This is a genomic window from Microbacterium sp. GQ128, from assembly GCF_059758615.1.
The window spans coordinates 181610-208428 of the sequence record NZ_JCAXDY010000006.1; the positions used below are offsets into that span (position 1 = coordinate 181610).

General features: G+C 69.8%; 28 protein-coding genes. 11 read left to right on the plus strand and 17 right to left on the minus strand.

All coding sequences use genetic code 11. From position 1 onward, the window contains the following. The first annotated feature begins 84 nt into the window (after positions 1-84). Together AC6CHX_RS18410 and AC6CHX_RS18415 are read left to right on the plus strand one after the other, a co-directional pair. Complete coding sequence (locus AC6CHX_RS18410; protein WP_136041415.1) at positions 85-756, plus strand: response regulator transcription factor; 672 nt, start codon at positions 85-87, stop codon at positions 754-756. Between the two features lie 10 nt (positions 757-766). Beyond that, a complete protein-coding gene (locus AC6CHX_RS18415) occupies positions 767-1834 on the plus strand; it encodes a sensor histidine kinase (RefSeq protein ID WP_498274022.1) in 1068 nt (355 codons plus the stop codon). A 214-nt stretch (positions 1835-2048) separates the two neighbouring features. On the opposite strand, the gene AC6CHX_RS18420 is transcribed toward AC6CHX_RS18415, so the two are convergent. Further along, positions 2049-2705, minus strand: a complete 657-nt coding sequence (locus AC6CHX_RS18420; protein WP_136041417.1) for an FMN-dependent NADH-azoreductase — start codon at positions 2703-2705, stop codon at positions 2049-2051. 77 nt (positions 2706-2782) lie between these two features. Here AC6CHX_RS18420 and AC6CHX_RS18425 point away from each other — a divergent pair, with 77 nt between their 5' ends. Further along, positions 2783-3121 (plus strand): winged helix-turn-helix transcriptional regulator, encoded by a 339-nt coding sequence (locus AC6CHX_RS18425; protein ID WP_136041418.1) that lies wholly within the window; start codon positions 2783-2785, stop codon positions 3119-3121. Positions 3122-3299: 178 nt separating this feature from the next. Here the strand turns inward: AC6CHX_RS18425 and AC6CHX_RS18430 are convergent, their stop codons facing one another. From AC6CHX_RS18430 to AC6CHX_RS18470, 9 genes are all read right to left on the minus strand, one after another. Further along, positions 3300-4820, minus strand: coding sequence for an SDR family NAD(P)-dependent oxidoreductase (locus tag AC6CHX_RS18430; RefSeq protein WP_498274024.1), 1521 nt, complete (start codon positions 4818-4820; stop codon positions 3300-3302). Positions 4821-5002: 182 nt separating this feature from the next. Beyond that, positions 5003-5956, minus strand: a complete 954-nt coding sequence (locus tag AC6CHX_RS18435; protein WP_498274026.1) for an ROK family protein — start codon at positions 5954-5956, stop codon at positions 5003-5005. Next, a complete protein-coding gene (locus AC6CHX_RS18440) occupies positions 5953-7620 on the minus strand; it encodes an ABC transporter ATP-binding protein (RefSeq protein ID WP_498274028.1) in 1668 nt (555 codons plus the stop codon). The genes AC6CHX_RS18435 and AC6CHX_RS18440 overlap by 4 nt, the downstream gene beginning before the upstream one ends. Continuing rightward, the gene (locus AC6CHX_RS18445; protein WP_498274030.1) at positions 7617-8495 is read right to left on the minus strand and encodes an ABC transporter permease; all 879 of its coding nucleotides are present in this window, start codon (positions 8493-8495) and stop codon (positions 7617-7619) included. Before AC6CHX_RS18445 ends, AC6CHX_RS18440 begins: the two co-directional genes overlap by 4 nt. After that, the gene (locus tag AC6CHX_RS18450; RefSeq protein WP_136041373.1) at positions 8492-9511 is read right to left on the minus strand and encodes an ABC transporter permease; all 1020 of its coding nucleotides are present in this window, start codon (positions 9509-9511) and stop codon (positions 8492-8494) included. Before AC6CHX_RS18450 ends, AC6CHX_RS18445 begins: the two co-directional genes overlap by 4 nt. Before the next feature lie 12 nt (positions 9512-9523). Further along, a complete protein-coding gene (locus AC6CHX_RS18455; RefSeq protein WP_498274032.1) occupies positions 9524-11332 on the minus strand; it encodes a peptide ABC transporter substrate-binding protein in 1809 nt (602 codons plus the stop codon). A 156-nt stretch (positions 11333-11488) separates the two neighbouring features. Continuing rightward, the gene (locus AC6CHX_RS18460) at positions 11489-12976 is read right to left on the minus strand and encodes a M81 family metallopeptidase (protein WP_498274034.1); all 1488 of its coding nucleotides are present in this window, start codon (positions 12974-12976) and stop codon (positions 11489-11491) included. An 82-nt stretch (positions 12977-13058) separates the two neighbouring features. After that, positions 13059-14234: an ROK family transcriptional regulator gene (locus tag AC6CHX_RS18465; RefSeq protein WP_498274036.1), complete on the minus strand. Its 1176-nt coding sequence runs from the start codon at positions 14232-14234 to the stop codon at positions 13059-13061. A gap of 76 nt (positions 14235-14310) precedes the next feature. Further along, entirely contained in the window at positions 14311-14658 is a 348-nt protein-coding gene (locus AC6CHX_RS18470) for a hypothetical protein (protein WP_498274038.1), read from the minus strand. Positions 14659-14719: 61 nt separating this feature from the next. Between AC6CHX_RS18470 and AC6CHX_RS18475 the strand changes: the two genes are divergently transcribed. Then, positions 14720-15163, plus strand: a complete 444-nt coding sequence (locus tag AC6CHX_RS18475; protein ID WP_498274039.1) for a hypothetical protein — start codon at positions 14720-14722, stop codon at positions 15161-15163. Between the two features lie 123 nt (positions 15164-15286). Here the strand turns inward: AC6CHX_RS18475 and AC6CHX_RS18480 are convergent, their stop codons facing one another. Continuing rightward, positions 15287-16495: a hypothetical protein gene (locus AC6CHX_RS18480; protein WP_498274040.1), complete on the minus strand. Its 1209-nt coding sequence runs from the start codon at positions 16493-16495 to the stop codon at positions 15287-15289. A 65-nt stretch (positions 16496-16560) separates the two neighbouring features. Further along, positions 16561-17844 carry a hypothetical protein gene (locus AC6CHX_RS18485; RefSeq protein WP_498274042.1) on the minus strand — a complete coding sequence of 428 codons (1284 nt, stop codon included), beginning with the start codon at positions 17842-17844 and terminating at the stop codon, positions 16561-16563. Between the two features lie 202 nt (positions 17845-18046). Here AC6CHX_RS18485 and AC6CHX_RS18490 point away from each other — a divergent pair, with 202 nt between their 5' ends. The 6 genes from AC6CHX_RS18490 to AC6CHX_RS18515 all read left to right on the plus strand — a co-directional run bounded on the left by AC6CHX_RS18490 (position 18047) and on the right by AC6CHX_RS18515 (position 21979). Further along, entirely contained in the window at positions 18047-19117 is a 1071-nt protein-coding gene (locus tag AC6CHX_RS18490; protein WP_498274044.1) for a M4 family metallopeptidase, read from the plus strand. Further along, entirely contained in the window at positions 19092-19400 is a 309-nt protein-coding gene (locus AC6CHX_RS18495; RefSeq protein ID WP_498274046.1) for a protealysin inhibitor emfourin, read from the plus strand. Before AC6CHX_RS18490 ends, AC6CHX_RS18495 begins: the two co-directional genes overlap by 26 nt. Before the next feature lie 77 nt (positions 19401-19477). Then, positions 19478-19726 carry a hypothetical protein gene (locus AC6CHX_RS18500; protein ID WP_498274048.1) on the plus strand — a complete coding sequence of 83 codons (249 nt, stop codon included), beginning with the start codon at positions 19478-19480 and terminating at the stop codon, positions 19724-19726. Between the two features lie 106 nt (positions 19727-19832). Continuing rightward, a complete protein-coding gene (locus tag AC6CHX_RS18505) occupies positions 19833-20696 on the plus strand; it encodes a ribonuclease H family protein (RefSeq protein WP_498274050.1) in 864 nt (287 codons plus the stop codon). A 29-nt stretch (positions 20697-20725) separates the two neighbouring features. Then, positions 20726-21115 carry a DoxX family protein gene (locus tag AC6CHX_RS18510; protein WP_136042666.1) on the plus strand — a complete coding sequence of 130 codons (390 nt, stop codon included), beginning with the start codon at positions 20726-20728 and terminating at the stop codon, positions 21113-21115. A gap of 126 nt (positions 21116-21241) precedes the next feature. Further along, the gene (locus AC6CHX_RS18515) at positions 21242-21979 is read left to right on the plus strand and encodes a Pr6Pr family membrane protein (protein ID WP_498274052.1); all 738 of its coding nucleotides are present in this window, start codon (positions 21242-21244) and stop codon (positions 21977-21979) included. A 20-nt stretch (positions 21980-21999) separates the two neighbouring features. On the opposite strand, the gene AC6CHX_RS18520 is transcribed toward AC6CHX_RS18515, so the two are convergent. From AC6CHX_RS18520 to AC6CHX_RS18540, 5 genes are all read right to left on the minus strand, one after another. Beyond that, complete coding sequence (locus AC6CHX_RS18520) at positions 22000-23352, minus strand: flavin monoamine oxidase family protein (RefSeq protein ID WP_498274053.1); 1353 nt, start codon at positions 23350-23352, stop codon at positions 22000-22002. A 189-nt stretch (positions 23353-23541) separates the two neighbouring features. After that, positions 23542-24519, minus strand: coding sequence for an SRPBCC family protein (locus AC6CHX_RS18525; protein ID WP_498274055.1), 978 nt, complete (start codon positions 24517-24519; stop codon positions 23542-23544). 1 nt (position 24520) lies between these two features. After that, positions 24521-24910, minus strand: coding sequence for an ArsR/SmtB family transcription factor (locus AC6CHX_RS18530; protein ID WP_498274057.1), 390 nt, complete (start codon positions 24908-24910; stop codon positions 24521-24523). A 116-nt stretch (positions 24911-25026) separates the two neighbouring features. Continuing rightward, positions 25027-25428 carry a hypothetical protein gene (locus AC6CHX_RS18535; RefSeq protein WP_051662428.1) on the minus strand — a complete coding sequence of 134 codons (402 nt, stop codon included), beginning with the start codon at positions 25426-25428 and terminating at the stop codon, positions 25027-25029. Further along, positions 25425-26093, minus strand: coding sequence for an NAD(P)-dependent oxidoreductase (locus AC6CHX_RS18540; protein ID WP_498274059.1), 669 nt, complete (start codon positions 26091-26093; stop codon positions 25425-25427). The genes AC6CHX_RS18535 and AC6CHX_RS18540 overlap by 4 nt, the downstream gene beginning before the upstream one ends. 114 nt (positions 26094-26207) lie before the next feature. On the opposite strand from AC6CHX_RS18540, the gene AC6CHX_RS18545 reads away from it, so the two are divergent. After that, the gene (locus tag AC6CHX_RS18545; protein ID WP_498274061.1) at positions 26208-26786 is read left to right on the plus strand and encodes a PadR family transcriptional regulator; all 579 of its coding nucleotides are present in this window, start codon (positions 26208-26210) and stop codon (positions 26784-26786) included. Positions 26787-26819: the final 33 nt, after the last annotated feature.

The window sequence follows — 26819 nt, forward strand, 5'->3', positions numbered from 1 at the left end:
TCCAGTGAAGGATCCCGCCGGTTGCGAGGGCGTATGCGCTTTTCCATATGCTCCCGATATGTCGCACTGCGTAGGATCTGAGCCATGCGTGTGCTGATCGTCGAGGACGAGCCCTACCTCGCCGAGGCGGTCCGCGACGGGCTGCGCCTGGAGGCGATCGCGGCCGACATCGCCGGCGACGGCGACACCGCCCTGGAGCTGCTGAGCATCAACTCCTACGACCTCGCCGTACTCGACCGCGATGTGCCCGGCCCGTCCGGCGACGACATCGCCCGGTGGATCGTCGCCTCCGGCAGCGGCATCCCGATCCTGATGCTCACCGCCGCCGACCGCCTCGACGACAAGGCGAGCGGCTTCGAGATCGGCGCCGACGACTACCTGACCAAGCCGTTCGAGCTGCGGGAGCTGGTGCTGCGGCTGCGCGCCCTCGACCGCCGCCGTCAGCGCAGCCGGCCGCCGGTGCTCGAGGTCGCCGGGCTCCGCCTCGACCCGTTCCGCCGCGAGGTCTACCGCGACGACCGCTACGTCGCCCTCACCCGCAAGCAGTTCGCCGTGCTGGAGGTGCTGGTCGACGCCGAAGGCGGGGTGGTCAGTGCCGAGGAGCTGCTGGAGCGGGCCTGGGACGAGAACGCCGACCCGTTCACGAACGCCGTGCGCATCACGGTGTCGTCGCTGCGCAAGCGCCTGGGCGAGCCGTGGCTGATCCTGACGGTGCCCGGAGTGGGCTACCGGATCGGGACGGATGCCGATGCCTAGGCGCCGCGGGATGAGCGCCCGCCTCAAACTCACGCTGAGCTATGCGGTGATCGTGGTGGTGTCGGGAGGTCTGCTCCTCGCGGCGGTCGGGCTGTTCCTGCTGCGCTACGTGCCGGACACCGTCGACTTCTTCCCCAATCGCGGCGACCTCAGCCGGGCCTTCGTGCCGGTGGCGTCGATGGTCATGCTGGTGCTGCTCGCGTTCGGTCTCGGTGCGGGGTGGCTGCTCGCCGGACGGATGCTGGCGCCGCTCGACCGCATCGGTGACGCGGCCCGGCTCGCCGCGCAGGGGTCGCTGTCGCACCGGGTCGCGCTCGCGGGCACCCGCGACGAGTTCCGCGATCTGGCCGACGTCTTCGACTCGATGCTCGAGCAGCTCGAGGCGCACGTCGCCGAGCAGCAGCGGTTCGCCGCGAACGCCTCGCACGAGTTGCGGACCCCGCTCGCGATCTCGCAGACCCTGCTCGAGGTGGCCGAAGCCGATCCCGACCGGGATGTCGACGCCCTGATCGCGCGCTTGCGGGAGGTGAACACCCGGGCGATCGAGCTCACCGAGGCCCTGCTGCTGTTGAGCCGCGCCGACCGCCGGACGTTCCCACGCGAGATCGTCGACCTCTCCCTCCTCGCCGAGGGGGCGGTGGAGGCACTGCTGCCGCTCGCCGACCGACGTGGCGTGGCCGTCGAGGTGGGCGGTGCGCCCGCGCCGGTGCTCGGGTCGGCGGCACTGCTGCCGCAGCTGGTCACCAACCTCGTGCTCAACGCGATCGTGCACAACCTGTCGTCCGGTGGGGCCGTGGCCGTGCGCACGCACGCGATGCCCGAGGCGGTCGCGCTGGTGGTCGAGAACACCGGCGAGGTGCTGCCGGCGCATCTCGTGGCGACCCTCGTCGAGCCGTTCCAGCGCGGCGGCGAGCGCACCCGCGACGACGATCATGCCGGGGCGGGGCTCGGCCTCGCGATCGTCGACCGCATCACCCAGGCGCACGGCGGCACCCTGGTGCTCACCCCGCGCCCGGATGGCGGCCTGATCGTGACGGTGTGGCTGCCGCATCCGTACCCGGCGGCCGTACCCGCCTGACTTCGGGCTCTCCCGGCATCCGTCCCGCCCGGTCCGTCGCGTATCCCGAGGTTCACCTGTCGGGAGTTTTCACGGTTGTCGGACCGGAACGCGGTTTCCGGTCCGACAACCGGACATTCTCCCGACAAGTGGACCCGGGCAAGTGGACCCAGGCCGGCTGGACCCGAGTGCCGGACCCTGGGAGGCCGGAACCCGAGGGCCCGGATGCCGCGGCTCAGGCCACGCGGGGGTCGCGCGTCGCGGCGAGCTCGCGGCCGAAGGTGCGGGCGTCGGCCTCCGCGTTCTCCTTGAGCTCGCGTGCGGTGTCGGCGAAGGCGTCGAGCGCCGGGTTCACGCCCACCAGCGTGAACGGACGCTGCACGACGCGCAGGTCGAGGCCCCAGACGTCTTCGAGCACGCGGCGCAGCCAGCCGGTCGAGTGGTCCCAGCCCTCCTTGGGCGAGCCGGGCGCGTAGTTGCCGCCGAGCACGGTGACGAGCGTCGCGGGCTTGCCGTTCAGCGCGGTGCCGGTCGGGTCGATGCGCGGGTCGGTGTAGGCCAGGTCGAACCAGGTCTTGAAGTGCTGCGAGACGCCGTAGTTGTACAGCGGCACGGCGAACAGCAGGGCGTCGGCGCCGATCAGCTCATCGGCGAACGAGGTCGCGAGCGCGCGGGCGTCGTTCTGCGCGGGAGTGCGCTGGGCCTCGTCGACGAAACCGCCGGTGACGGCATCCGCCCAAGCGGTCGCGGGTACGGGGTCGCTCGCGAGGTCGCGGCGGGTGACGGTCGAGTCGGGGTGGGACGCGGTCCACTCGGCCTCGACGAGGTCGGCGAGCGCGCGGCTGGCGGACGACGCGGGAAGGATGCTGGCATCCAGGCGGAACAGGGACATGGGCCTACCTCTCGTTTTCGTAGTCGCTATGTTTTTATTAGCAACACCGGTTAACGTAGCACGGGTAGGATGTGTGCATGGCCGAGGTCGAGGAAGAACGTCAGGTATGTGACGCCGCCGTCACCCTGGCCTTCAGCGTGCTCGGCAAGCGGTGGAACGGGATGATCGTGTCGACGCTCGGCGGTGGCCCTTCGACCTTCGTCGCGCTGCGCCGCGCGGTCGCGGGAATCAGCGACACCGTGCTGTCCGACCGCCTTGCCGAACTCGCCGATGCCGGTCTCGTCGCGCGCACGGTCGACGCCGGCCCACCGATCACGGTGTCGTACGCGCTTACCGCCAGCGGCGAGGGGCTGCTGCCGATCCTCGACGACCTCGGCCGCTGGGCCTCCGCCAACCTCGCCGCACGCGCGCACTGACGGCGGACGTCTCACCGCGCACGCACACCCCGCAAGCGCGCCCGCACCAATCTTGGCGAGAGGTCAAGACACGCCGTGTCGTGGATCGGAGATGCGGCGTTCTGCGGCCCCTCACCAATCCCCGCACGGCACGACACAGCCGCCACCGCGGCACGGCCGGCGCCGCAGCACGGCCGCCTCACCAGGGGCTGGGCTCGTAGTCCTTCAGGAACACGCCGTGCACGTCTTCGCCGGCCTCGCCGCGCACGATCGGGTCGTACACGCGAGCCGCGCCGTCGACAAGGTCGAGCGGGGCGTGGAAGCCCTCCTCAGCGAGTCTCACCTTCGTGTAGTGCGGGCGCTCGTCGGTGATCCATCCGGTGTCGACGGCGGTCATCAGGATGCCGTCCTTCTCGAGCATCTCGCCGGCGCTGGTGCGGGTGAGCATGTTGAGCGCGGCCTTCGCCATGTTCGTGTGCGGGTGCCCGGGGCCCTTGTAGCGGCGGGAGAACTGCCCCTCCATGGCCGACACGTTCACCACGTACTTGCGGTGCGAGTCGGATGCCGCCATCGACGCGCGCAGCCGGCTGATCAGCAGGAACGGTGCGGTCGTGTTGGCCAGCTGCACCTCGAGCATCTCCAGCGGATCGACCTGTTCGATCGACTGCACCCAGCTGTTGACGCGGTTCACGTCGGGCACGAGTCCGCCGGCGTCGATGGCCGTGCCGTCGGCGTGCTTCTCGAGCGACGACGATCCGGGAGCCATCGCGAGGCGTGCGAGGTCTTCGGCCGTGAGCGCCTGGCCGCCCTGCTCGGCGACTGTGCCGCCGAGGGCCGCGACCGAGAGCAGCGGATGCGCGTCGACCGAGGCCTGCAGCGCCTGCGGGTGCGGGTCGGCGGTGTGCCCGAAGGTCTCCATCTCGGGCAGCGGACCGTCGGGAAGCGGCTGCAGCTCGGCATCCGCCAGCAGCGAGTAGGCACCGGGCGAGCGGCGCACGGTCTGCGCGGCGTTGTTGATCAGGATATCGAGCGGGCCCTGAGCCGCGACCGAGTCGGCGAGCCCGATCACCTGGGCCGGGTCACGCAGATCGATGCCGACGACGCGCAGGCGGTGCAGCCAATCGGCCGAGTCGGGAAGGGCAGAGAAGCGGCGCACGGCATCTCGCGGGAACCGGGTCGTGATGGTCGTGTGCGCGCCGTCGCGCAGCAGCCGCAGCGCGATGTGCATGCCGATCTTGGCGCGGCCGCCCGTGAGCAGGGCGCGCTTGCCGGTGAGGTCGGTGCGGGCGTTGCGCTTGCCGTGGCTGAAACGGGCGCAGTCCGGGCAGAGCTGGTGGTAGAAGGCATCCACCTGCGTGTACGGCTGCTTGCAGATGTAGCAGTTGCGGGGCTTGAGCAGCTCGCCCGCGATCGGGGCGTCGACGACACTGGTGGCGAGGTCGTTGCCGCGGGTCTCGTCGTCGATGCGGTCGGGCGCTCCCGTGGCCGTGCGGGCGACCACGGCCTTGTCGGCCTCGGCGATCGCGTCGCGGATCTCCTTGCGGCGCACGCGCTTGACGGCCTTGAACATCGCTGCGGTCGCATGACGAACGGCGACGAAGTCCGGATGCTCGTTGTCGATCTGGTGCAACTCGGCCAGCACGCGAAGAGTCGTGGCGAGATCGTCGGGGTCGACGCCCGGTCCGAGGTCGGGTGCTGCGTCGGAGGGGGCGTCGGTCATTGTGCCGATTTTACGCGAGTGTCCTGGGGGTATGCCCCGCCGCCGAGTGCACGGCTTGGTGCCGAGCGCACGGGCTGTCGACGCAGGGAAGCCGTGCACTCGACACGAACCCGTGCACTCGACGCCCTAGACGCGACCCGGACCGACGCGCGCGGCAGCGCGACGCGCGGCAGCGCGACGCGTCAGACGAGGGCGCGCTGGCGGCGGAGCGCCGTCAGCACGGCGCCGTTGGCCCCGGCCCACTCGCCCAGCGTGGCCGGCACGATGGGCGGAACCCGGTGGAACGACGCCCGCTCGCCGACGTAGCGCTCAGCCAGCGTCACGAGCTGATGCGGGGCCTGCGCGAGGCCGCCACCGATCACGATGCAGCCGGGGTCCACGAGCGCACACAGGGTGAGGATCGCCTCCGCGAGCGCCGACGACGCCCGTTCCACGATCGCGGTGGCCACGGCGTCCCCCTCGCTGCTCGCCGCCAGCAGCCCCTCCGGGCCACCCGCGCCTCCGACCGCGGCCCACGCCCGCCGCAGCGCGGGTGCGCCGATGATGGTCTCCAGGCAGCCACGGCGCCCGCACGAGCACATGCTGCCGTCTGGCTCGATCGTGATGTGTCCGAGTTCGCCGGCCGAACCGTGCGCGCCGGGGACCACCTGGCCGTGCGCCACGTGTGCGCCCGCGATCCCGGTGCCCAGCGCGAGCACGAAGACGTCGTCCACACCGGCACCCGCGCCCCAGGAGGCCTCGGCGACCGCGGCGGCGTGACCGTCATTGATGACATCGACCGGGATGCCGAGTTCGGCACTCAGCTCTGCTCCGAGCGCACGACCGTCGAGCGCGGGGATGTTGGTCGAACGCACGACCACCCCCGCCGCCTCGTCGACGAGCCCGGGGATCGACAGCACCACGCGTTCGAGGTCGGCATCACCGCGGAGTACACCGGCGATCGCGGCCAGCCCCTCCACGGGCGAGTCCTTGGGGGTCGCGTGCCGGCCGCGTGCGAGGGGTGTCGGCGGCGCTTCCAGCGAGATGCGCGCGGGCGCGAGCAGGTGCTTGACGCTCGATCCGCCGACGTCGAGCCCGAGCACGACAGGGCCCGCACCGCGCAAAAGGGTCGATCGGGTCGGCTCTCCCCCGGTCACGGGGCCATCACCCGGGCGGCCGCACGGGCCTCCCGCCGCAGCGCCTGCTTGTCGGGATCGGGAACCGGCACCGAGGCCAGCAGCCGTCGGCTGTACGGATGCTGCGGCGCCAGGAGCACGTCGTCGGCGGAGCCCGTCTCGACGATCTCGCCCTTGAGCATCACTGCCACGCGGTCGGAGATCTCGTGCACGACGGCGAGGTCGTGACTGATGAAGAGGCACGCGAAGTGCATCTTCTCCTGCAGGGTGCGCAGCACCTCGAGCACCGCGGCCTGCACCGAGACGTCGAGCGCCGAGGTCGGCTCGTCGGCGATGATCAGCTCCGGCTCCAGGGCGATGGCGCGGGCCAGGCCGATGCGCTGACGCTGTCCTCCGGAGAGCTCGTGCGGGTAGCGGGAGGCGTAGTTCGTGGGCAGCTCGACGGCATCCAGCAGTTCCGCCACGCGGGTGCGACGGGTGCTCGCCGAGGTCGGGAAGCGCCGGCGCTGCACGAGCAGCGGTTCGGCGATGGCCTCGCCGACGGTCATACGCGGGTCGAGGCTGGAACCCGGGTCCTGGAAGATCGCGCCGACGCGACCGCGCAGCGCACGCTCCCGTCGCCCGGAGACACCGCCGCGCCCGACCTTCTCGCCGAACAGGGTGATGCCGCCGCTCGACAGGGGCAGGAGTCCCAGTGCCGCGCGTCCGAGGGTCGACTTGCCCGATCCGGATTCGCCGACGAGGCCGAGGATCTCTCCTGGCGCGATGCGCAGGCTCACGCCGTCGAGTGCGAGGAACGGCCGTCCGCCGCGGCGATACGTGACGCTGGCGGCATCCAGTTCGAGCACCGCAGCGGGGATCTCGGTCTCGGGTTCCCGCTCGATCACGCTCGCGATGTCGGGGAGCGACGGCACGGCGCTGAGCAGCTTCTTCGTGTAGTCCTCGCGCGGCGCGGTGAGCACGGTGCGGGTGTCGCCCACCTCGACCATGGTGCCGCGGAACATCACGGCGACCCGGTCGGCGATGTCGGCGACCACGCCCATGTTGTGCGTCACGAGCAGGAACGCGGTGCCCGACTCGGCCGCGAGGCCGCGGATCAGGTCGAGGATCTCGGCCTGCACGGTCACGTCGAGCGCGGTCGTCGGCTCGTCGGCGATGATCAGCTGCGGCTCGCAGGCGAGGGCGATGGCAATGACCACGCGCTGACGCTGGCCACCCGACAGCTCGTGCGGGTAGCTCTTCGCCCGACGGGCGGGCTCGGGGATGCCCACGCGACGGAGCATCTCGACCGCGCGCTCCCAGGCCTCGGCCTTGGTGATCTTGCGGTGGTTGAGGATCGCCTCGGTGATCTGGTCGCCGATCCGCATGCTCGGGTTGAGCGCGGTCATCGGCTCCTGGAACACCATCGAGATCTCGGCGCCGCGCACGGCGTTCATCTCGGCTTCGGCGAGCGGCAGGAGCTCCCGCCCGGCGAGACGGATCGAACCGGCGACCGTGGCCGAGCGCGGCAGCAGCTTGAGGATGGCCATCGCGGTGACGGACTTGCCCGAACCGGATTCACCGACGAGTGCCAGCACCTCTCCGGGTCGGACCTCGAGGTCGATGCCCTTCACGGCCTCGACCGATCCGTCCTCGGTGCGGAAGGTGACCGAGAGGTCGGAGATCGACAGCAGTGCGTCGCTCATGCGGCACGCCCCTTCACGTCGAAGAAGTCGCGCAGGCCGTCGCCGATGCTGTTGAAGGCGCAGACGGTCAGCACGATGCAGAATCCGGCGGGGAAGATCAGCCACCAGGCGCCCGCGTACGTGTAGGTGATGCCGCTGGTGAGCATGGCGCCCCAGTCGGTCGCCGGCTTCTGCAGCCCCATCCCGAGGAAAGAGATGTAGGCGACGAGCAGGATGGCGTCGGCGACCTGGAACGTGGCGTTCACGACGATCGTGCCGACGGTGTTCGGGACGATGTGCTTGAGCACGGCCCGCGAGTGCGTCCCGCCCATGGCCCGCAGCGCCAGCACGTATTCGCGCGACTTCAGCGAGATCGACTCGGCGCGCACGAGACGGGCAGGGACCAGCCAGGAGACCAGGCCGATCACGCAGATCATCAGCGGGACGCTCGGGCGCAGGATCGCCGAGAGGATCAGCAGCAGGAAGGTCGCGGGGATCGCGATGCCGGCGTCGACGACGCGCATCATCACGGTGTCGACGGCACCGCCGACGTAGCCCGCGATCGCGCCCCAGAGGGTGCCGATGACGGTCGCGAGGATGCCGGCGGCGAGGCCGATCAGGATCGAGATCTGACCGCCGACCATGAGGCGTCCGAGCACGTCGTAGCCGACGTCGTCGGTGCCGAGCGGGTGTCCGGGGCTGCCCGGCGGCAGCATGGTGGCGCGCAGGTCGGTGTGGACCTGATCCGTCGGGTGGATCAGCGGACCCAGGAAGCAGAAGAGCAGGAACAACACGATGGTCACGATGCCGAAGACCGCGAGCTTGTTCTGCAGGAAGCGGCGCGTGCCCCGCTGACGCGGGGTCAGCGTGCGCATCACGATGGTGGTCGTGCTCACGAGAGCTCCTCTCGGGTGCGCGGATCGAGCAGCGCCTGGATGATGTCGGCGAGGAGCGATCCGATGACCGTCGCGAGCGCGATCACCAGGATGCAGCCGATCAGCACGGGGTAGTCGGAGGTCTGAGCCGAGGTCCAGAACAGCAGCCCCATGCCGGGGTAGTTGAAGAGCGATTCGACGACGATCATGCCGCCGAACATGACCGGCAGGTAGTAGCCGAGCATGGCGATCACGGGGGTCAGGGAGTTGCGCACCACGTGGCGGGTGATCACCACGGGCACCGAGGTGCCCTTGGCCCTCGCGGTGCGGACGTAGTCCTCCGAGAGGTTGTCGATCGTGGCGGAGCGCATGTACCGCGAGAACGTCGCGATGATGCCGAGTGCCGCGGTGAGCACGGGCAGCACGAGGCCGGCCGGGTTCGACAGCACATCGCCGACCGTCTCGCCCTGCGGTGCCTGGGCGGGCACGAGCCGCAGCCACTGGGCGAAGACGATCACGAGGATCAGCCCGAGGAAGAACGACGGTGTCGAGTAGACGATGAAGTTCCAGGTGGTCAGCGCGTAGTCCGCAGCCTTGCCGCGGCGCACCGCCTGGAAGATGCCCATCGGGATCGCGATGATCAGCGCGAAGAGCATCGAGATGAGGGCCAGGATCAGCGTCTTCGGGAGGCGCTGGCCGATGGCATCCGCCACGGGGCGGTTCAGTTTGAAGGAGTCGCCCAGGTCGCCCTGGACGAGCTGCAGCAGGAAGTTGAAGTACTGCTGCCACAGGGGCAGATCGAAGCCGTTCTCCTTGTTGAAGGCGTCGATCTGCTCCTGCGAGGCCTGCATGCCGAGGATGCCGGCGGCCGGCCCCTGCGGCATCGCGAGGTGGAGCAGCGCGAACACGATCAGCGTCACGATGAGGATGACGATCCCGCCCTGGCCGACCCGTCGCAACAGGTACCACCAGAACCGCGGGCCGCCGGCCCTCTCCTTCTTCTGCTGCGCGTTCTGCGCTGCTTCCACCACGCTCATGTCACCTGCTCGTTACTTGGTCCAGGACCAACGCTGGGGAAGGAACGACGCGCCCGGGTCCTGGTGGGCGATGTCGAGTCCGTCACGGACGACGGAGACCTGGTACACCGGGTTCGGCATCCACATGACCGGGAGGTCGGTGGCGAGGTACTCGGAGTACTTCTTCGCGATCTCGGGGTCGGTCGAGAACGCCATCGCCTGGACGAGCTCCTCGGCCTCGGGGTTGTCGTACTGTCCGGCGTTCCACTTGGTGTCCTTCGCGAAGACGCGCTCACCGGTGGCGTACGGCGGGAAGTACCAGCTGCCCGCGGTACCGAAGAAGACGAGCTCCCATGTGCACGCGCTGCCGGTCTTGCACTCCTGCGCCTGCGTGAGGACGGTGTCGAGCGGCTTGGAGTCGATCGTCATCTTGACGCCGATCTTGCCGAGCGACGACTGGATCTCCGCCATCATGTTGTCGGTCTCCTGCGAGCCGTTCTGCGTGGTGACGACGATCTCCGCCTTGTCACCGGCAGCGATGCCCTCGCCGCACTGACCCTCGGCCGCACCGGCTTCGGCGCACTCGAGCGTGCCGTCGGATCCCTTGACCCAGCCGTTGTCGGTGAACAGCTTCTCGGCCTTCTTCAGGTCGAACGGGTACGGGTTGTCCTTCTGCACGTCGGACAGTCCGCTGGAGTCCGCGGTCTGCGGGATGGGACCGTAGTCGGGCGTCGCGGCACCGTGCCAGACGACCTCGGAGATGGTCTCCTGGTCGATGGCGTGCTGCAGTGCCTGGCGCACGTAGAGCTGCTTGTAGAAGGAGCCCTTCTCCGGGTTGGCGAAGTTGTACGGCATGTACGTGATCGACCAGCCGGCCCACGGCTCGATGCTGTAGCCGAGGTCGGTGAACTGCTTCTCGTTCGTGAGCTGCGAGCTGGTGACGTAGCCGTAGTCGACGTCACCTGAGCGCACCACGTTCATCTCGGCGTCGGCCGAGGTGAACGGCAGGAACTCGACGTTCTCGATGCTCGGCTTGTCCTCGCCGGTGTACTCCTTGTTGGCGGTGAGTTCCACCAGGCCCGAGTCCGACCAGCTCTTGACCGTGTAGGGACCGGCGACGGTCTTCCACAGGTCGTTGGTGGCGTAGGTCTTCATGTCCTCGGCCTCGGAGAAGAGGTAGTCGAGCACCGCGGTCGCGCCGGCCTGGTCGCGGTCGTGGTCGCCGATCTCGCCGTCGGCGCTGGTCTTGTCCCAGACGTGCTGCGGCATCGGGTACATGAGGCTGAGCTGGTTGCCGAGGAGGAACTCCTCGTTGTAGACCTTGTCCATCGTCAACGAGAACGTCTTGTCGTCGATGGTCGTGAACTCGGTGATGTTGTCCGGCATCAGGCCGGCGGAGTAGCCACCGGTCTTCTCGCCGTTGAAGCGCACCAGGTTGTACCAGAACTCCACGTCGCGCGAGGTGACGGGCTCGCCGTCCGACCAGTCGAGGTCGTTCAGCGTGATGGTGATGGTCTTGCGGTCCTCGGAGAACTCGTAGGACTTGGCGGCGGAGGCCAGCTCGTCCCAGCCCATCTCGCCGTCGACGCCGTTGTACTCGAACAGGCGCGGCCACATCGTCGCCTTGATGGCGCTGTTGTGCGTGGCCATCTTGTCGGGCGACGAGATCGGCAGGATCCAGTTGGGTCCGGTGCCGACCTGCAGCGCGAAGCTGACGGTGTCCTTCTCGCCCGAGCCGGTGTCGCCGTTGGCGCCGGCCTGACAGGCGGTGAGGGCGAGCGTCGCGACGGCGAGCGCACCCAGGGGGGCGAGCAGCCGGCGGCGCAGCGACTGAGATCGCATGTAAACCTCCTTGTTCAACGCCTCGTCACCCAAGGCGTTCGTCCGATTGATGACGTACTTTGAATCATGCCCGAACTAAGTTCAGGGCAAAAGTCGGTCTTGTTACGTTTAAGTAACTAACTTTCTTCGATTGCGGCGAAAAGCCGCGGAGTCGCGTCAGCCGACCATCTCGGCGGCGAGATCCGGCGCCTGATCGAACGCGTCGAACGGATGCATCGGCCGCTGGATGCGGTGGTGGCCGAGGCGCTCGAGGTCCTGATCCACCCCGCCCGGGGTGAGGGCCAGCGTCCAGCCGCGCATGATCGCGTAGAGCTCCGGCTCGAGGTAGCCGATCTTCGTGACGACGATCTGCGCCGCGACGGGGTCGAGCCCGATCGAGGTGAAGTCGGAGACGTCGTGGTACGCCTTGCGGAACTCCGTGACGATCACGTGCAGGCCGCCGACGCGGATGACCGCGATGCCGCCGGCATCCACATCGCCCTCGTGCAGGCTGTGCAGCACGCCCTCGACGAGGACCGGTCCGTGCGGGCCGCTGTCGACGCGTGCGCCGACCTCGACCGACACCCGCTCCCCCACGGCGTGGCCGCGGAGGATGTCGAGGGCGCCCTTGTCGAACACCGAGGCGCACAGCGTGACCGGGGCGTCGTCGGACGTGAGCTCGGGCTTCTGGAGCAGCTGCGCGAGCGTCCAGGTGACGTCACCCGTGCCGCCGGCGCCGGGGTTGTCGCCTGAGTCGCTGATGAAGTACGGGGTGTCGGTGGCGGCGAGGCCGGCCGCGACCCCCTCGTCGAGGGTGCCGGGAGGGCCCACGAACTCGAAGTCGTCCCGCACATCCCAGAACGCACGACCGAGCTCTTCCGCGGCGAGCGCGGTCGCCTCATCGTCGGTGCCGGTCACGACCACGGTCGCGTGGCAGCGCGGCTCGTCGGCCCAGGCGTAGCCGATCCAGATCGCCGCATCGGTGACGCCGGGCCGTGCCTCGATCTCGGGGATGCGGGCGTACAGGCTCTTGGCCGGCTCGACACGGGTGCTGGTCTTCTCGCCCGGGAGCAGGATGGGCACGCGCACCCAGGCGCGGCGCGGGGTGACGCCGCTCTCGAGCGCCTCGACGAGGTTGCGGATCGCGCGGTCGCGGGTCTCCCAGGTGTCTTCGTGCGGAGCCAGGCGGTAGCACGTGATGATGTCGACGTTCTCGATCAGGGTGCGCGAGACGTTGCCGTGCAGGTCCATCGACGCCGACACCACGACGTCGGCTCCGACCACCTCGCGGATGGCGGTGATCAGGTCGCCCTCGGCGTCGTCCATGCCCACGACGCTCATCGCCCCGTGGATGTCGAAGAACAGGCCGTCGAGCTTCTCGCCGTCGGCCACGAGTGCGCGCAAGCCGTCGCAGATGCGCGCCTTGATGCTGTCGTACACCTCGCGCAGCACCGCGCCGCCGGGGATCGAGCGGGCGTAGTAGACCGGCAGCCACTCGGCGCGGTCGCGCAGCTCGCCGTCGCGCAGGGAGTCGTAGCGCGTGATGAGTTCTTCGCCCTCCACGCGCAGGAAGTCGCGTTCACCGGCGCGGTGCGGGGAGAAGGTGCTGGACTCGATGGCCATGCCGGCGATGGCGATGCGCGGGAGCGGAGACGTCTCGGTCATACTTCGAGTCTAGATCGGACCTCGAAGCAAAACCGCCATCTTGTTCCGCATGGTCGCGAACTTGAGCCGATAATCGAAGCTATTACGCAGCGGTGGTGCGCAGTTCCTCGTCGATCCGGGCGGGGTCCAGCATCCGCTCCAGCAGCTCCCAGGCCACACCGCGGGCACCGGCGAGCGCGCCGGCCCGACTCACGCCGATCTCGAGGGCATCCGTCGACATCGGCAGGCAGAGGGTGAACAGCGCCTGCCGCACGCCCGCGACGAACGCGTCGGCCGTGGCCAGGCGCCCGCCGAGCGCGAGCGCCTGCGGGTTGAAGAAGTTGATGATCGTCGCGAGCACCTCTCCCGTGCGGGCTCCGGCTTCGCGCAGTGCGGACGTCGCCTTGGGGTGAGCATCCTGCGCCAGCGCGAGCACGTCGTCGAGGGTCTCCACCGCCACACCCGATTCACGCAGCGCGTCGACGATCGCCGCACCGCTGGCGACCACGTCCAGGCAGCCGACACGGCCGCACGAGCAGATGATGGGCGGGGCGTTGTGCAGGGCGACGTGGCTGATGTCGCCGGCGACCCCGCGGTACCCGCGATAGACGGCGCCGTCCAGGATGATGCCGCAGCCGATGCCGCTGCCCGCCTTCACGAAGACCAGCTGCTCCTGCTCACCGCCGCGCTCGATGAACTCGCCGACGGCCATGGCGTTCGCGTCGTTGTCGATGAGGAACGGCAGCCCGGTGACCGAGCCGAGCACCTCGCCCACGTCGACGCCGTTCCAGCCGGGCATGCGCATGGGCGCCAGCAGACGCGAGGTGCGCGAGTCGACCGGGCCGGGCAGACTCATCGCGATGCCCTCGACCGTGAGGCCGCCGTTGTCCTTCGCCAGCTTCTGTGCGCACTCCCACACCTGGCTCACGACGCTCTCGACCCCGTCGAGGAGCGACACCTGGGCGACGGTAGAGGCGACGACCTCGGCGCGACGATCGAAGAGCGCGACCGTGGCGTGCTTCTCGCCGAGTTCCACGCCCGCGACCACTCTGCCACCGGCCTTGACCGTGAGCACGCGGGGGCGGCGGCCGCCGCGAGACTCGCCCTCGCCGTTCTCCTCGATGTAGTCGTGGGCGATCAGCTCTTCGACGCGGAGCGCGACGGTCGAGGGGGAGAGCCCGGTCAGGCGGGCGAGATCGGCGCGGGACTGCGCCGCCCCGGTGCGCACCAGCCGGAAGATCTCACCCTCGGAATGTACGGTCTGGGTAGCCGGTGCCACGGTGTCCTCGAATCATCTTGTTTCGGTAGTCAAACAAAGATAGCCCTAGGACTGGAGGAGTGTCACCCCCTGCGCGTCACTCCTCGTCACCGTCCGACTCCTCATCCAGCCATCGGAGGACAGCGGTCCGGTCGTCCGCGAGGGAGCCGGGTGCCTCCCCGTTCACCGACATCGCGTCGAGGATCGGGCGGTAGGCGCCCGCGTCGTCTCTCACGAGCACTCCGTCCGATCGGCCACGCTCGATCCCGAACCGGACGCGGTGCGTCCCGCGCTCGAGCAGCAGTTGCCACACGTCCATCTGCACCGGACCGGTGAGCTCGCACACCGACCATCCGCTCTCGAGCAGGCGGCGCGCCAACCAGGCCGCTGGTTCGTCTCGCGGAGCCAGGTGGTCCAGGAACTCGGCGACGTCGGGGGTGCTCACCCGGTCAGGGTACGGGAGTCGGCATGTGACGTGCGCACCGCGCAGGGCGCAGACTGGCACCATGACCGAACCCGACCCGTACCTGCTCGGCCCCGGACTCCTGCCGACGCCGTTCACCGCCGCCGAGATCCGCGAAGCCACCGGATCGGGGAAGACGATCCGGCTGCTCCTGGAGGGACCGGACGGCCCGCTGGGGGAACACGTCAACCGCTTCCACGACACCGACGACGAGGGCGCGACCCTCGACCGGTGGGCCGCCGCCGACCCGAAGGCCGTGGTCTCGAACCGGGTGACCTGGGTGGAGCTGCAGGGGCACGCGGCCTTCGACGCGGGGACGACGAGCGTGTCGACGGTGACGCTGACGACGCCGCTCGGGCAGCTCACGTGCCGTCGATACGACACGGATGACGGCGTCTTCTGGTTCTCGGTCGATCACCCCGGAATGCCGGTGCAGTACGAGGCCGACGGCATGCGCACGACCGTGTTGAGCATCGAGTCCGACTGAGCCCGGCAGTACTCGCCGGTGGGACGTACGATTCGCCGACGGGATGACGAATCACCGAGGTTCCCGCACCGAACCCTCGGTTCATCGTCATCTCGTCGGCGGATCGTCACGCCGAACGGATGCTCAGTGCCCGGCGGCGCCGACCACCACGAACTCGTTCGGCACGACGTCGAGGGTCGCGTCGGCCGAGACCTCACCGGTGTGCAGGTCGACCGCGAGGATGCGGTCCTTCGCCGGCTCGGTCACGTAGGCGATGTCGCCGACCACGTGCAGGCCCGGGTGCGGCTGCTGCCACTCGATCGGGCTCTCCCACGGGTCGATCACATCCCAGGTGTCGACGAGGTCGCCCGACTCGTCGAGCAGTGACAGGCTGCCGTCGGCGCCGAGCACCACGACGTTGTCATGCGCGTCGCGCCCGACCCCGCGCCAGGTGTACTCCACGCCTTCCGGGAGGTCGACGATCGACATCGTCTGCGCCGCGGTGTCGATGCGCGCGAGCTGCGACAGCAGGTATCCCTCCTGGTCGGGGTCGGTCTTGTAGTCTCCGAAGGCGATCGCGCTGGTGTCGCTCACGTACGCGTTGCCCGTGCGACCGAACTCGTCGGGGGCGTCGATCTTGGTGAAGGCCCCGTCGTCGAAGAGCAGCACCCCGTCTTCGCAGCCGAACATCACGACCTCGTGCTTGAGCGCGCCCTCGCCGTGCACGCTCGGGCACTGCTCGTTGCGAGTGAGCTCGGCCCCATCGGCCGCGAGGTGGCGGACTCCGCTGCGGGCATCGGCCGTGCCGATCGTCGAGAGGATGCTGCCGTCGGCGAGCTCGAGCGCCACACCGTGGTGGGCCGCCTCCGAGGTGATCGTGTCGACCTCGGGAAGCGTGCCCGTGCCGACGGCATCCGTGTCGAAGATCCGCACCTCGCCGGTGCCGTCGTCGAAGAGGGCCGTGCGTCCGGCGTGCGGGACCGCGTGGCCAGCGGCTTCGGCATCGAACACCTCGCCGGTGAACTCGACCGCGCCGGACGCGAGGCCGGAGTCGAGCACATGGAACCCGTCTTCGGCGGTGACGAAGACGTGGCCGTCGTGGTCGCCGGCGCCGTTCACGCGCAGGAAGCCGTCGAGCTCGACCTGCCCGATGGTGTCGAGGGTCTCGCCGTCGAGCACGAGCACGCCACCGTCATAGGTCACGGCGACGCGGGTGTCCCCTTCGTGGTGGTCGTCGGGTGCGGCGCCTGCGCTGTTCTCGGCGGCGGGACCTGAGGTCGCGCATCCGGCGAGCGCCACGGCGGCGATCACGCCGAGGGCGCCGATCGCGAGGCGGCTGCGGGGTCGGGACATGGATCGTCTCTCTTTCTTCTGGGTGGGTGCGCGGGATGCGCGACGACGACGGAGTCGTCGAGGGATCAGCCGACCTGCTGCACGAACCGGGGGTCGAGGTCGGCGAAGGTTCGGGTGACGGTGCCGTCACCGTGGTCGATCTCGTGCACGGCCCCGGTCGCCGGGTCGGTCACGTAGGCATGCTGGGCGTCGACGAGCAACTGCACGCGGTCGCGCAGCGCGGGGTCGGTGACGGATGCTGCCAGCAGCGGCTCCGTGCGGGCGAGTACCGTTCCGTCCGGCGCGAGCACCCGCACGCGACCGTCGGCATCGATCGCGACCGTGCGGCTGTCGTCGTCACCGAGGGCAGCAGCCTGCAACAGGGGCACGTCCGAGGAAAGCAGCATCCACTGCCGCTGTCGCACATCGAGCAGCCAGGCACCCTGCGCGCCCGTGACACCCGCGAGGTCGGGGCGGTCGGGGCGGCCGGCGAGGCCGGTCACGGGGGCGGCCGTCGCGGGGTACGGGATCGTCTCGGCAGAGATGGCGCCGCCCACCTCGCGGGTGAAGAGCGCGGCCCCCTCGGTGCAGGTGAACACGGCGCCGACGCGAGTGATGTCGGCGTCCGAGGGGTCGGTGCACGGGGTCGCAGCGTCGGCGACCGGGGAGCCCGCGGAGTCGAGCAGTTCGATCGTCGAGCCGGCTGTCGGCACGAGCAGATGGTCGGCGAGGAACGCCACGGGGCCGGAGGCATCGACGGTCGCGCGTGGGGCGGCATCCAGTCCATCCGCGAGAGCGTCGTGGGCGAGCAGGATCAGTTCCCCGCTCGCGAGGGCGACCGTCGCCCGCTGCTCCCCTGCGACGACCCGGACGTCTCCTTCGCCCTCGAGGGTTCCGAGGGAGCGGGGCTCGCCGCGGAAGGAGTGGGTGTGATCGCCGTGCGGCACGGTCCAGCGGGCGGAGTCGATCACCTCGACCGCGGTGCCACCCTGCGCGTCGTGCACACGGTAGAGGAGGCGACCGTCGCCGAAGAGGCCGGTGACATCGTCGTGGCCTGGCGCGAGGGTCGAACGCTCTTCGGTGTCGAGGTCGAGGAGAGTGAGCTCGCCGTGCCGGTCGCCGATCACGAGGGCGCGGGCCGGGGCGGCGACCTCGGCGGCGTCGCCCGCGTCGATGCCGTGCGCGTCGGGGGCCGCCGATGTCGCCGGTGCCGGAGCGGACGCGGTCGTCGGCGCGCACGCGGTGACGCCCAGCAGCAGCGCGACCGCGGCGGCGAGGGAGGCTGTGGCGATGGATGCAGCGCGGGATGCGAATGCAGCCCGGGATGCGAATGCAGTGCGGGCTGGGGCGCGAGGGGAGCGAGAGTTCATGACTCTGTCACTTTATTGAGAACGATTCTCGTTATCAAGTCGCGGCGGTCTTCCCGAACGGGCCACACGGAATGAAGGAGAAATCTCGACATGAAGGAGCCTCAAGGCAGATCACTCCTTCCTTCCGGGCGAACTCCTTCGTTCCGCGTCATAGCCACGGACGAAGTGTCCGAACGTCGGCACCCCGGCGTAGGGTCGCAGCATGAGCAGCACAGCATCCCGAGAACGTCATGGCGTGGTCCCCTCCTACCTGCTCGCGCGCCTGGCCGAGTCGGGGCGTTTCCCCAAGGCCGCAGCCGCCGCCCGGCAGACGCTCACGGCGGGCCGGCCGCCCTTCCGCGCGCGCATCGACCTCTCGATCGACGAGAACGGCGACCTCGTCGCGCAGCTGTCGGATGCCCCGAACCGCACGATCAGCGATGCCGGCAATACGCAGCAGCTCCCCGGCGCGGTGGTGCGCGGGGAAGACGATGGCCCCGTGGAAGACACCGCGGTGAACGAGGCCTTCGACGGGCTCGGCGCCACGTTCGAGATGCTTCTCGCCGCGTTCCAGCGCAACTCCCTCGACGATGCCGGCGCCCCGCTCGATGCGACCGTGCACTACGGCATCGACTACGACAACGCGTTCTGGGACGGTGAGCGCATGGTGTTCGGCGACGGCGACGGCGAAGTGTTCCAGGGGTTCACCGGGTCGCTCACCGTCATCGGACACGAGCTCGCGCACGGCGTCGTGCAGCACACCGCGAACCTCGAGTACCAGGGGCAGCCCGGCGCGCTGAACGAGTCCATCGCCGATGTGTTCGGGGCCCTGACCGAGCAGTACGCGCTCGGGCAGACGGCCGACCAGGCGACCTGGCTCATCGGCGCCGAGATCTTCACCGACGCCGTCGAGGGTGCGGCGCTGCGCTCGATGATCGCGCCCGGCACCGCCTACGACGACGACGAGCTCGGCAAAGACCCGCAGCCCGACCACATGAGCGGCTTCGTCCGCACGACCGAAGACAACGGCGGGGTGCACATCAACTCCGGCATCCCCAACCGCGCCTTCGCCGTGTTCGCGACCGACCTCGGCGGCAACGCCTGGGAGCGCGCCGGCACGGTCTGGTACCGGGCTCTCACCGGAGGCCTGTCGAGCACGGCGACCTTCACGGAATTCGCCGACGCCACGGTGTCCGCCGCCACCTCGATCGACGATGCCACAGCCGAAGCGGCTCGACGCGCCTGGAGCGCCGTGGGAGTCTATGAGGATGAGCGAGTCCCCTCCACCGACTGACGCGCGCGTCGTGATCGCGGTGGTGCGCTCGGGCGGCATCGCCGGCATCCGCCGTCAGTGGCGGGTGGAAGCCGAGCCCGACGACGCCGGGGAGTGGATCGACCTCATCGACGGCTGCCCGTGGGACGAGGAAACGGATGCCGGCACCGGCGCCGACCGCTACGTGTGGAGCATCCGGGCCCGCACACCCTCCGAACGCCGGGAGCGAGACCTGCCCGATTCCGCACTCGACGGACCGTGGCGCACGCTCGTCGAAGCGGTGCGCACGGCCGCCCGGCGCTGAACCCGCACGCTCCGGCATCCGATCAATCCGGTGTGAATCCGGCCCTGCCGCCGACGCGCAGGTTCACAATGGAGACCATGGGACTGTTCCAGCAGAAGCCGGAAGAACAAGAGAACCAGTGGGTGCTGCCCTCTGAGCCGCTCGAGCGCACGGAGGCGGATGTGCTCGATACGGCGCCCGTCGTCGATCCGCTGTCGATCGGTCTCGGCGCCGAGACCAGCGGCGACCTGAGCTCGGTCCTGTTCCCGGTCGCACCACCGGCCCCCGAGGCCGTCACGACCAAGAGCGGCGAGCCCGAGCCCGAAGACGAACCCGAAGACGACTGACCCACCGGCACGCCGTCGCGGGATCACCACGGCAACGGATGGCAGGCATCGATTCCCGGCGCCCTGAGTGCGAATCGACGAAGCGCCGCGCGGCTACGGTTGAGGGATGACGATCACCGCCGCCGCAGACGGCTCCGCCCTGGGCAACCCCGGCCCCAACGGCTGGGCCTGGTACATCGACGACGCGAACTGGGCGGCGGGCGGCTCCCCGCACGGCACCAACAACCAGGGAGAGCTTCGCGCGGTGCTCGAGCTGCTGCTCGCCACGGCCGGCACCGACGAGAAGCTGCTGATCGAGTGCGACAGCCGCTACGTGATCGACTCCGTGACCAAGTGGATGCCGGGCTGGAAGCGCAAGGGCTGGCGCAAGTCCGACGGCGGGCCGGTGCTCAACCGCGACCTGCTCGAGGGCATCGACGAGGCGATCCGCGGCCGTGACGTCGAGTTCTCGTGGGTCAAGGGGCACGCGGGACACCCCCTCAACGAGGCGGCCGACGAACGCGCGAACGCCGCCGCCAAGGCCTACCAGGCGAAGCAGGAACCGCGGCGAGGACCGGGCTTCACGATGGGGACGGATGGCGGTGCCGCCGTCGCCGGATCGGCCTCCGTCGCTGCCTCGGCACCGGCGTCGGCCGCAACATCGCCGGCGGCACCATCGTCGGCCGCACCATCGCCGGCGGCAGAGTCAGGTTCCGCGCCCGCACGCGACGGTGGCGCAGTCGCGACCGACGACCGCGCCCGCTCGACGGCGGCAGCGGCAGCATCATCCGCCCCCTCTCCCGCCGCAGCGGCGTCGCTCGCGGAACCGCTCTGGGCCGAGGCCTCCGACCTGCTCGACGGCCTGGACGCCCCCGCCGATGACCCGATCGAGCTGCGGATCCCGCTCTCGTCGGACGAGCACGCCCGCCTGCGCGACCGCGCCGAGGCCCAGGGCGTCTCGCTCGAAGAAGCGCTCCGCCGCCTGATCTGAGCCGGGTGGCTGAGGCGTAAGCTCGCACCATGTCGACTCCTGCCCGCACCATCGGCCGCATCTTCCTCGGCGCCTCCCTCGTCTTCGCGGGCGTCTCCCACCTCACGGTGGCTCGTGAGGAATTCCAGGCCCAGGTCCCCGAGTCGCTCCCGCTCGACCCCGACACGACCGTGCTCGCCTCCGGCGTGGCCGAGGTCGCGCTCGGCTCTGCCCTGCTGCTGGCGCGACGCCGTCGGCGCACCGTCGGCACGATCGCTGCGCTGTTCTTCGTCGCCGTGTTCCCCGGCAACGTGGCGCAGTGGATGCACCACCGTGACGGCTTCGGCCTCGACACGGACATGAAGCGTTTCGTCCGGCTGTTCTTCCAGCCGGCGCTCGTCGCACTCGCGCTGTGGTCGACCCGCGAACCCCGGCGCTGATACGCCGACGCCGAATCACCAGCACGGATCCACACCTGTCAGGACGGGCGCCCTCTGCGGTGCGCCGGATGCGCCGAGATCCGATCCGTAGACTCGGCGGATGAGGAAACGGCGGGTGACGCAGCGGTGAAGGCGCGTACCGTCTTCGGCCTGCTCCGCCTCGGCGCTGCCGCCGTCTGCCTCGCGGCGCTGATCCACCGGCTGAGCTGGGGGCTCGCGTCGCACACGATCGCGAGCCAGAACTTCTTCGCTTATCTGACCAACCAGTCCAACATCGCGTTCGTCGTGCTGCTCTCGATCGCGGGAGTGATCGCCCTGCGCACCGCGCGGGATCCGCGATGGCTCACGGTGGCGCTGGCGCTCGTGCTCACCTGGACGATCACGGCCGGACTGGTCTTCGCGATCCTCGTCTGGCAGGCCGGGATCCGCGGCATCCGCATCGATGTCCCATGGTCGGATCAGGTGCTGCACTTCTGGCTGCCGGCGCTGACCGTGGCCGCGTGGGCGCTGGCGCCCGGCCACCGCTCGGCGCCGTGGCGAGTGGTCCCGGTGACGCTCGCCTATCCGGTGCTGTGGGGGATCGCGACGATGATCCGCGGGCCGATGATCGGCTGGTACCCCTACTACTTCCTCGACCCGCGGCAGGTGAGCGGGCCGCTGGAGTTCCTCGCCTCGTCGGCGATCGCACTCGGCAGCTTCGCCGTGGTCTCGACCCTGCTCGTGCTCATCAGCCGGATGCCGCTGCCCAGACGCCTGCGGACGGATGCCGATGACGATGAGGATGCGCCGGACGGGTCACCGGCGGCCAACGGCGAGCGTGTGCCGGAGGAATCCGAGCGGGAGACGGCGACCGCGCGAAGCTAGTCGCAGTCTGGGAGCGGCGGTCAGATCCAGAGCGTGAGCGAGGCGAGGGCTGCTTCGAGCGCCGCCTTCTCGTCGAGCGCTGCGAAGTCCGCGGCGGCGGTTCCTCCGATGAGCCCCACGAGCACGTTCTCGCCGGTGGTCGGCTGCAGGTTGATCCACGTCGGGATCAGGACGTCGGCTCCCACGGCGTGCCAGACCGACTCCTCGTTCTCCCAGAACGGCTCGTCCCACCGCAGCCAGACCGTCTCGATCGCACCCATGCCGAGAGCGGCGATCGCACCGCGCTGCGAGAACGGCAGCGCCGGCTCGAACTCGATGCTGCGCTTCTGGAGCACACCCAGCGGCACGGTCACCACGACCCGGTCGAACGACAGGGCCTCGCCGGTGCCGAGGCGGATGCTGACGCCGGAGTCGTCGTACGCGATGCGCGCGACCGGGGAACTCAGCCCCACCTGCACGCCGTCGAGGGCGTGCTCCACGAACGGGGTGAGGTCGTCGCGCGCCGCCTTCGGATCGCCGGTCGGCAGGGGCGGGGCCAGCCAGCTGGAGAGCGCGTCGGCATCGGCTCCGGTGCGGGTGGCGAGGATCGCGAGCAGGGCGGCGGTCGCGGGATCGGCGGGATCGACGCCCGCCGCGGTCAGGGCGTCGGCGACCGAGGAGTCCTCGGGGGCCGCCTGCGCCGTAGCCATCGCCGCGTCGAACGGCTGCGGGTCGACCGGGTCGATGTCGGCATCCGGTGTGCGCCAGAGCTCGCCCGTCAGCTCGTCGATGCCGACATCGCCGCTGGTCAGCTGATCGAGGACCTCGGAGTCGTCTTCGCCGAAGAGCCAGGCGCCGAGCTGCACCGGCACCGGCCAAGAGTCGTCGACCTGCGAGTGGACGCGTCCGCCGACGCGGTCGCGCGCCTCGAACACGGTCACCTGCACCCCGCGTTCGGCGAGCAGTGCCGCCGCGGTCGCGCCCGCGAGTCCGGCGCCGACGACGGCCACCCGCTCGCCCGAGCTCGACGGGATCATGAGCTCTTCCGCGGCACGCACACCCGAGGCGATCGCGCCGCGCACCGTGCCGGGAGCATCCTCGTCGGTCGCCTCACCCGCGAAGAACACGCGGTCGTCGATGGGCAGACCCAGCGCGGTGCGGGTGCCGGCGACGACACCGACGGGGGTGAAGCTGGCGGCGCCCAGGGCGAACGGGTCGGTGCTCCAGGTGCTGCGGATACTGCCGGCCGGCGCGGGAACTCCGGGCGGAGGCTCGGGCTCGCGGGTGCGCGTGGGCGTCGGCGTGGGCGCGGGTTCGGGGGTGCAGGAGGCGAGAAGCACCGAAGCGACGCCGGCTCCGGCGCCGAGGAGCAGAGTGCGGCGCGTGATCCTCATCGTGTCGCCACTTTATCCCGAGCCGGCCCGTTCTTCTGTCCCGAGCGGGCCTGTTCTGGCTCGGGGGGCGGTGCGGTGCGGTGCCCGACTCGCGCACAACTCCTCAGAAACGGATGCAGAACGCCGAGAACTGGCCGGATCCGAGCGGATCCGGCCAGTTCTTGAGGAGTTGTGAACGCGGCGCCGCGGTCAGACGGCGAGCAGCTCCCGCTCCAGGCGGGCGAACGACGACTCCATGCCGTCGGCCATGCCGGTGGCGAGGATCATGTCGCGCGTCTCCTTGTCGGGGTACTCGATGAGCACCGTGACGAGGGTCGCGCCGTCCTCCTCGTACAGGTTCAGGTCGTTGAGGGTCTCGGTCGGCAGGCCCTGCATCCGCTCGGTGGTGACCGCGCGGCGCGGGGCGTCGATCAGGAGCGCCTCCCCCTCGAAGCCGAACGGCTCGCCCTCGGTGTCACCGACCGGCGCCCAGGAGTTCCGGTACGACTGGCCGACCTCGGTGGCGGCGACGCACTCCGTCATCTCCCAGCCGTCGGGGCCGAGCATCCACTTGCGGATGAGCTCGGGCTCGAAGTGCGCACGCCAGACCAGCTCGCGCGGTCCTTCGACCAGGCGCGTGATGCGCACGTGCGTGTCGTCGAGCAGCTCGACCCGCGTGCCTTTGCCCTGCGCGTACTCGCGGAGGTCCTGCAACACGGCATCCAGCTGTGCCATCGCCATCTTGATGCCCTCGACCTGACCCATCTCGACGACCTGTTCGAGTGCATCGACCGAGTCGAAGTGGCTGGTCGTGACCATGCGCGTGCCCTCGGCGGTGGGTTCGAAGGAGAACGACATCCGCTGCGCGGGGAAGCCCTCCAGAGGCTTGCCGGACTCGTCGACGAACGAGTCGATGACCTCGAAGGAGTTCGGCGCGTCGATGGAGAGGAACTCCCACGACCCGGACGACTTCTCGCCGCGGGGACCGTTCATCGAGTAGACCGCGCGTCCGCCGACGGTGTGGTCCCAGGCTGTGAAGGTGGCCGGCCATCCGGGAGGACCCCAGAAGCGCTCGAGCTGGCGCGGGTCGCTGTAGGCGCTCCAGACCCGCTCGATGGGGGCCGCGAAGTCGGCGACCACGGTCATCGTGAGGTTATCGGCATCGGTGGTGACGTCGGTGACAGGCATTTCAGTCTCCTTGCTCGTTCTTCTTGGTGTCGCTGTTGTCGGATGAGCCGGGCCGAGGGGTCTCGGCCAGCAGGTCGTCGAGTCGGGCGATGCGCGACCGCCACAGCTCTTCGTATCGGGCGAGAAGCGCCCTGGCGCGGGCGATCATCTCGGGGTTCGCGCGGACGAGCCGCTCGCGTCCCTCGGCGCGCTTGACGATGAGGTTCGCGGCCTCGAGCACGGCGACGTGCTTCTGCACCGCGGCGAACGACATCTCGTAATCGGCGGCGAGGGTCGAGACGGACTGCTCACGCTCGATCGTCCGACGCAGGATGTCGCGCCGGGTCGACGTCGCCAGTGCGTGGAAGACACGGTCGACCTCCGCTTCGCTCAGTTCTCTTTGTGCAACCATTTGGTTGTACGTTATTCCTGCGCGGAGGGGATGTCAAGGGGTCGGTTCTTCTTGTCCTCTTCTTGTCGAGATGGTGTGCGAGGACACATGTCCGCCGCGAGTGGCGCAGGTGACGATCAGTCAGTCTGGGCGCGCCGGGCACCGAAGGCGAACACCGCAGCGACGAGCGGCGAGGCGAGCAACTGGTAAGCGAGCCAGAACGTGCCCGCACCGAGGACATCGTTGAACGCCAGAAGCGCCGCGATGAAGGTGACGATGACCCATCCGCTGTCGTAGGCGACGAGGTAGCGGGTGTGCGAACCGGCGCCGCTCCGGAGCGCGAAGGTGATCTCGGCGATACCGCTGGTGGCCACGAGCGCCGCCGTAGCGACGAGCAGCCAGGGCGGCGCATCCAGGAAATCGGTCATCACCTGGAGCAACACGACGTATATCGACGCGACGAGCAGCTTGAAGACGCCGTCGGCGAGAAACCCGACCCGGAGCCAGCTGACGCGGCGCGGCCGGGCGTCGCGGCTCATGTCGCTACCCGCGCTGTCATGCGCTGCGGGATCCGACCTCGCCTGAGTCCGTACGACCGGCCGATCGCTGATGGATCGGTGGCGGCAGCCACCAGAGCACTGGCCAGATCGGCGCGGCACACGCTCGTGGACCCGTTCGCCTCAGGGACGAGCTGATAGTCGGTCGCCTCCGTGTCGATCAGATAACCGGGCCGCACGATCGTCCAGTCGACGGAAGGTCCGCCGCCGCGGACGATCTGCTCCATCGCCTCGAGGTCGTCGTAGATGCGAGGTGCACTGCGGCGGACGAGCGGGCGCACCACGTGGCGGAACCACCATGGCTCGCCCGCACCCGATGTGAGCACCGGCACCGCCGAGGCGACGACCAGGCGTCGCACGCCGTGGCGCCGCATGGCGTCGACCAGGTTCGCCGTGCCTGCCGCGCACACGGGCGCGGGATCCTGATTCGAACGCTTGCCCAGCGTCGAGATCACGGCGTCGGCGTCGGCCGGCAACGTCAGCTCCGCATCGGTCACCACCTCAGCCCGCTGCACGACGACGCCCGGCGGCCGGTCGTACCGGCCGGAGTCGCGCACGATCGCGGTCACTCGATGACCGGCGGCAAGGGCCTGCTCGACGACGAATCGTCCGGTTCTGCCGGACGCGCCTGCAACCACGACGTGCATGTACACATCCCTCGCCTCGAACGACTTGAACACTGAGCATGACCTCAGCTAGTACAACTGTACTAGCACGATAGAGTGACGTCAACGACAGGAACGGACCGAAGGAAGGATGCTGTGTCAGCGACGCGACTACTGATCCTTGGCGCGATCATCGAACGCGGAAGCGCGCATGGCTACCAGGTACGCAAAGACCTGGAATCCTGGCAGGTCGACCTCTGGGGCAACATCGGCCAGGGATCCGTGTATCACGCGCTACGTCGCCTGGCGGACGATGGGCTGATCGACAGAACCGACTCCGGCCACGGCACCGAAGGTCCCGCGCGCGTGGAGTACACGGTGACGAGCGCGGGGCGCGCGGAGTTCGTCACCCTGCTCGAACGCGCACTCTCCTCGGACGGTCGCGACATCGCCGAGACGATGGCAGGAATCGGATTCATCACCACCCTCACTCGCGACCGAGCCGTCGAACTGCTCCGGCTCCGCATCGAGACATTCCGGGCGCGGCGCGCGCGGGTGGTCCGCGAATACGAGAACCACCAGGACGAAGACTGGGGCCACCACGTCGAGGCGATCCAGTTCTGGGCGCACTCGGCGGACAGCGCCATCGCCTGGACGGAGGGCCTCATCGCCCGACTCGAGTCCGGTGCCTACCCGATGATGGACGACGAAGCACCGAGCGACCCGGTCGCTTAGCCGCCCGCGCGCCCCTCTCAGCCTCCCGTTTCG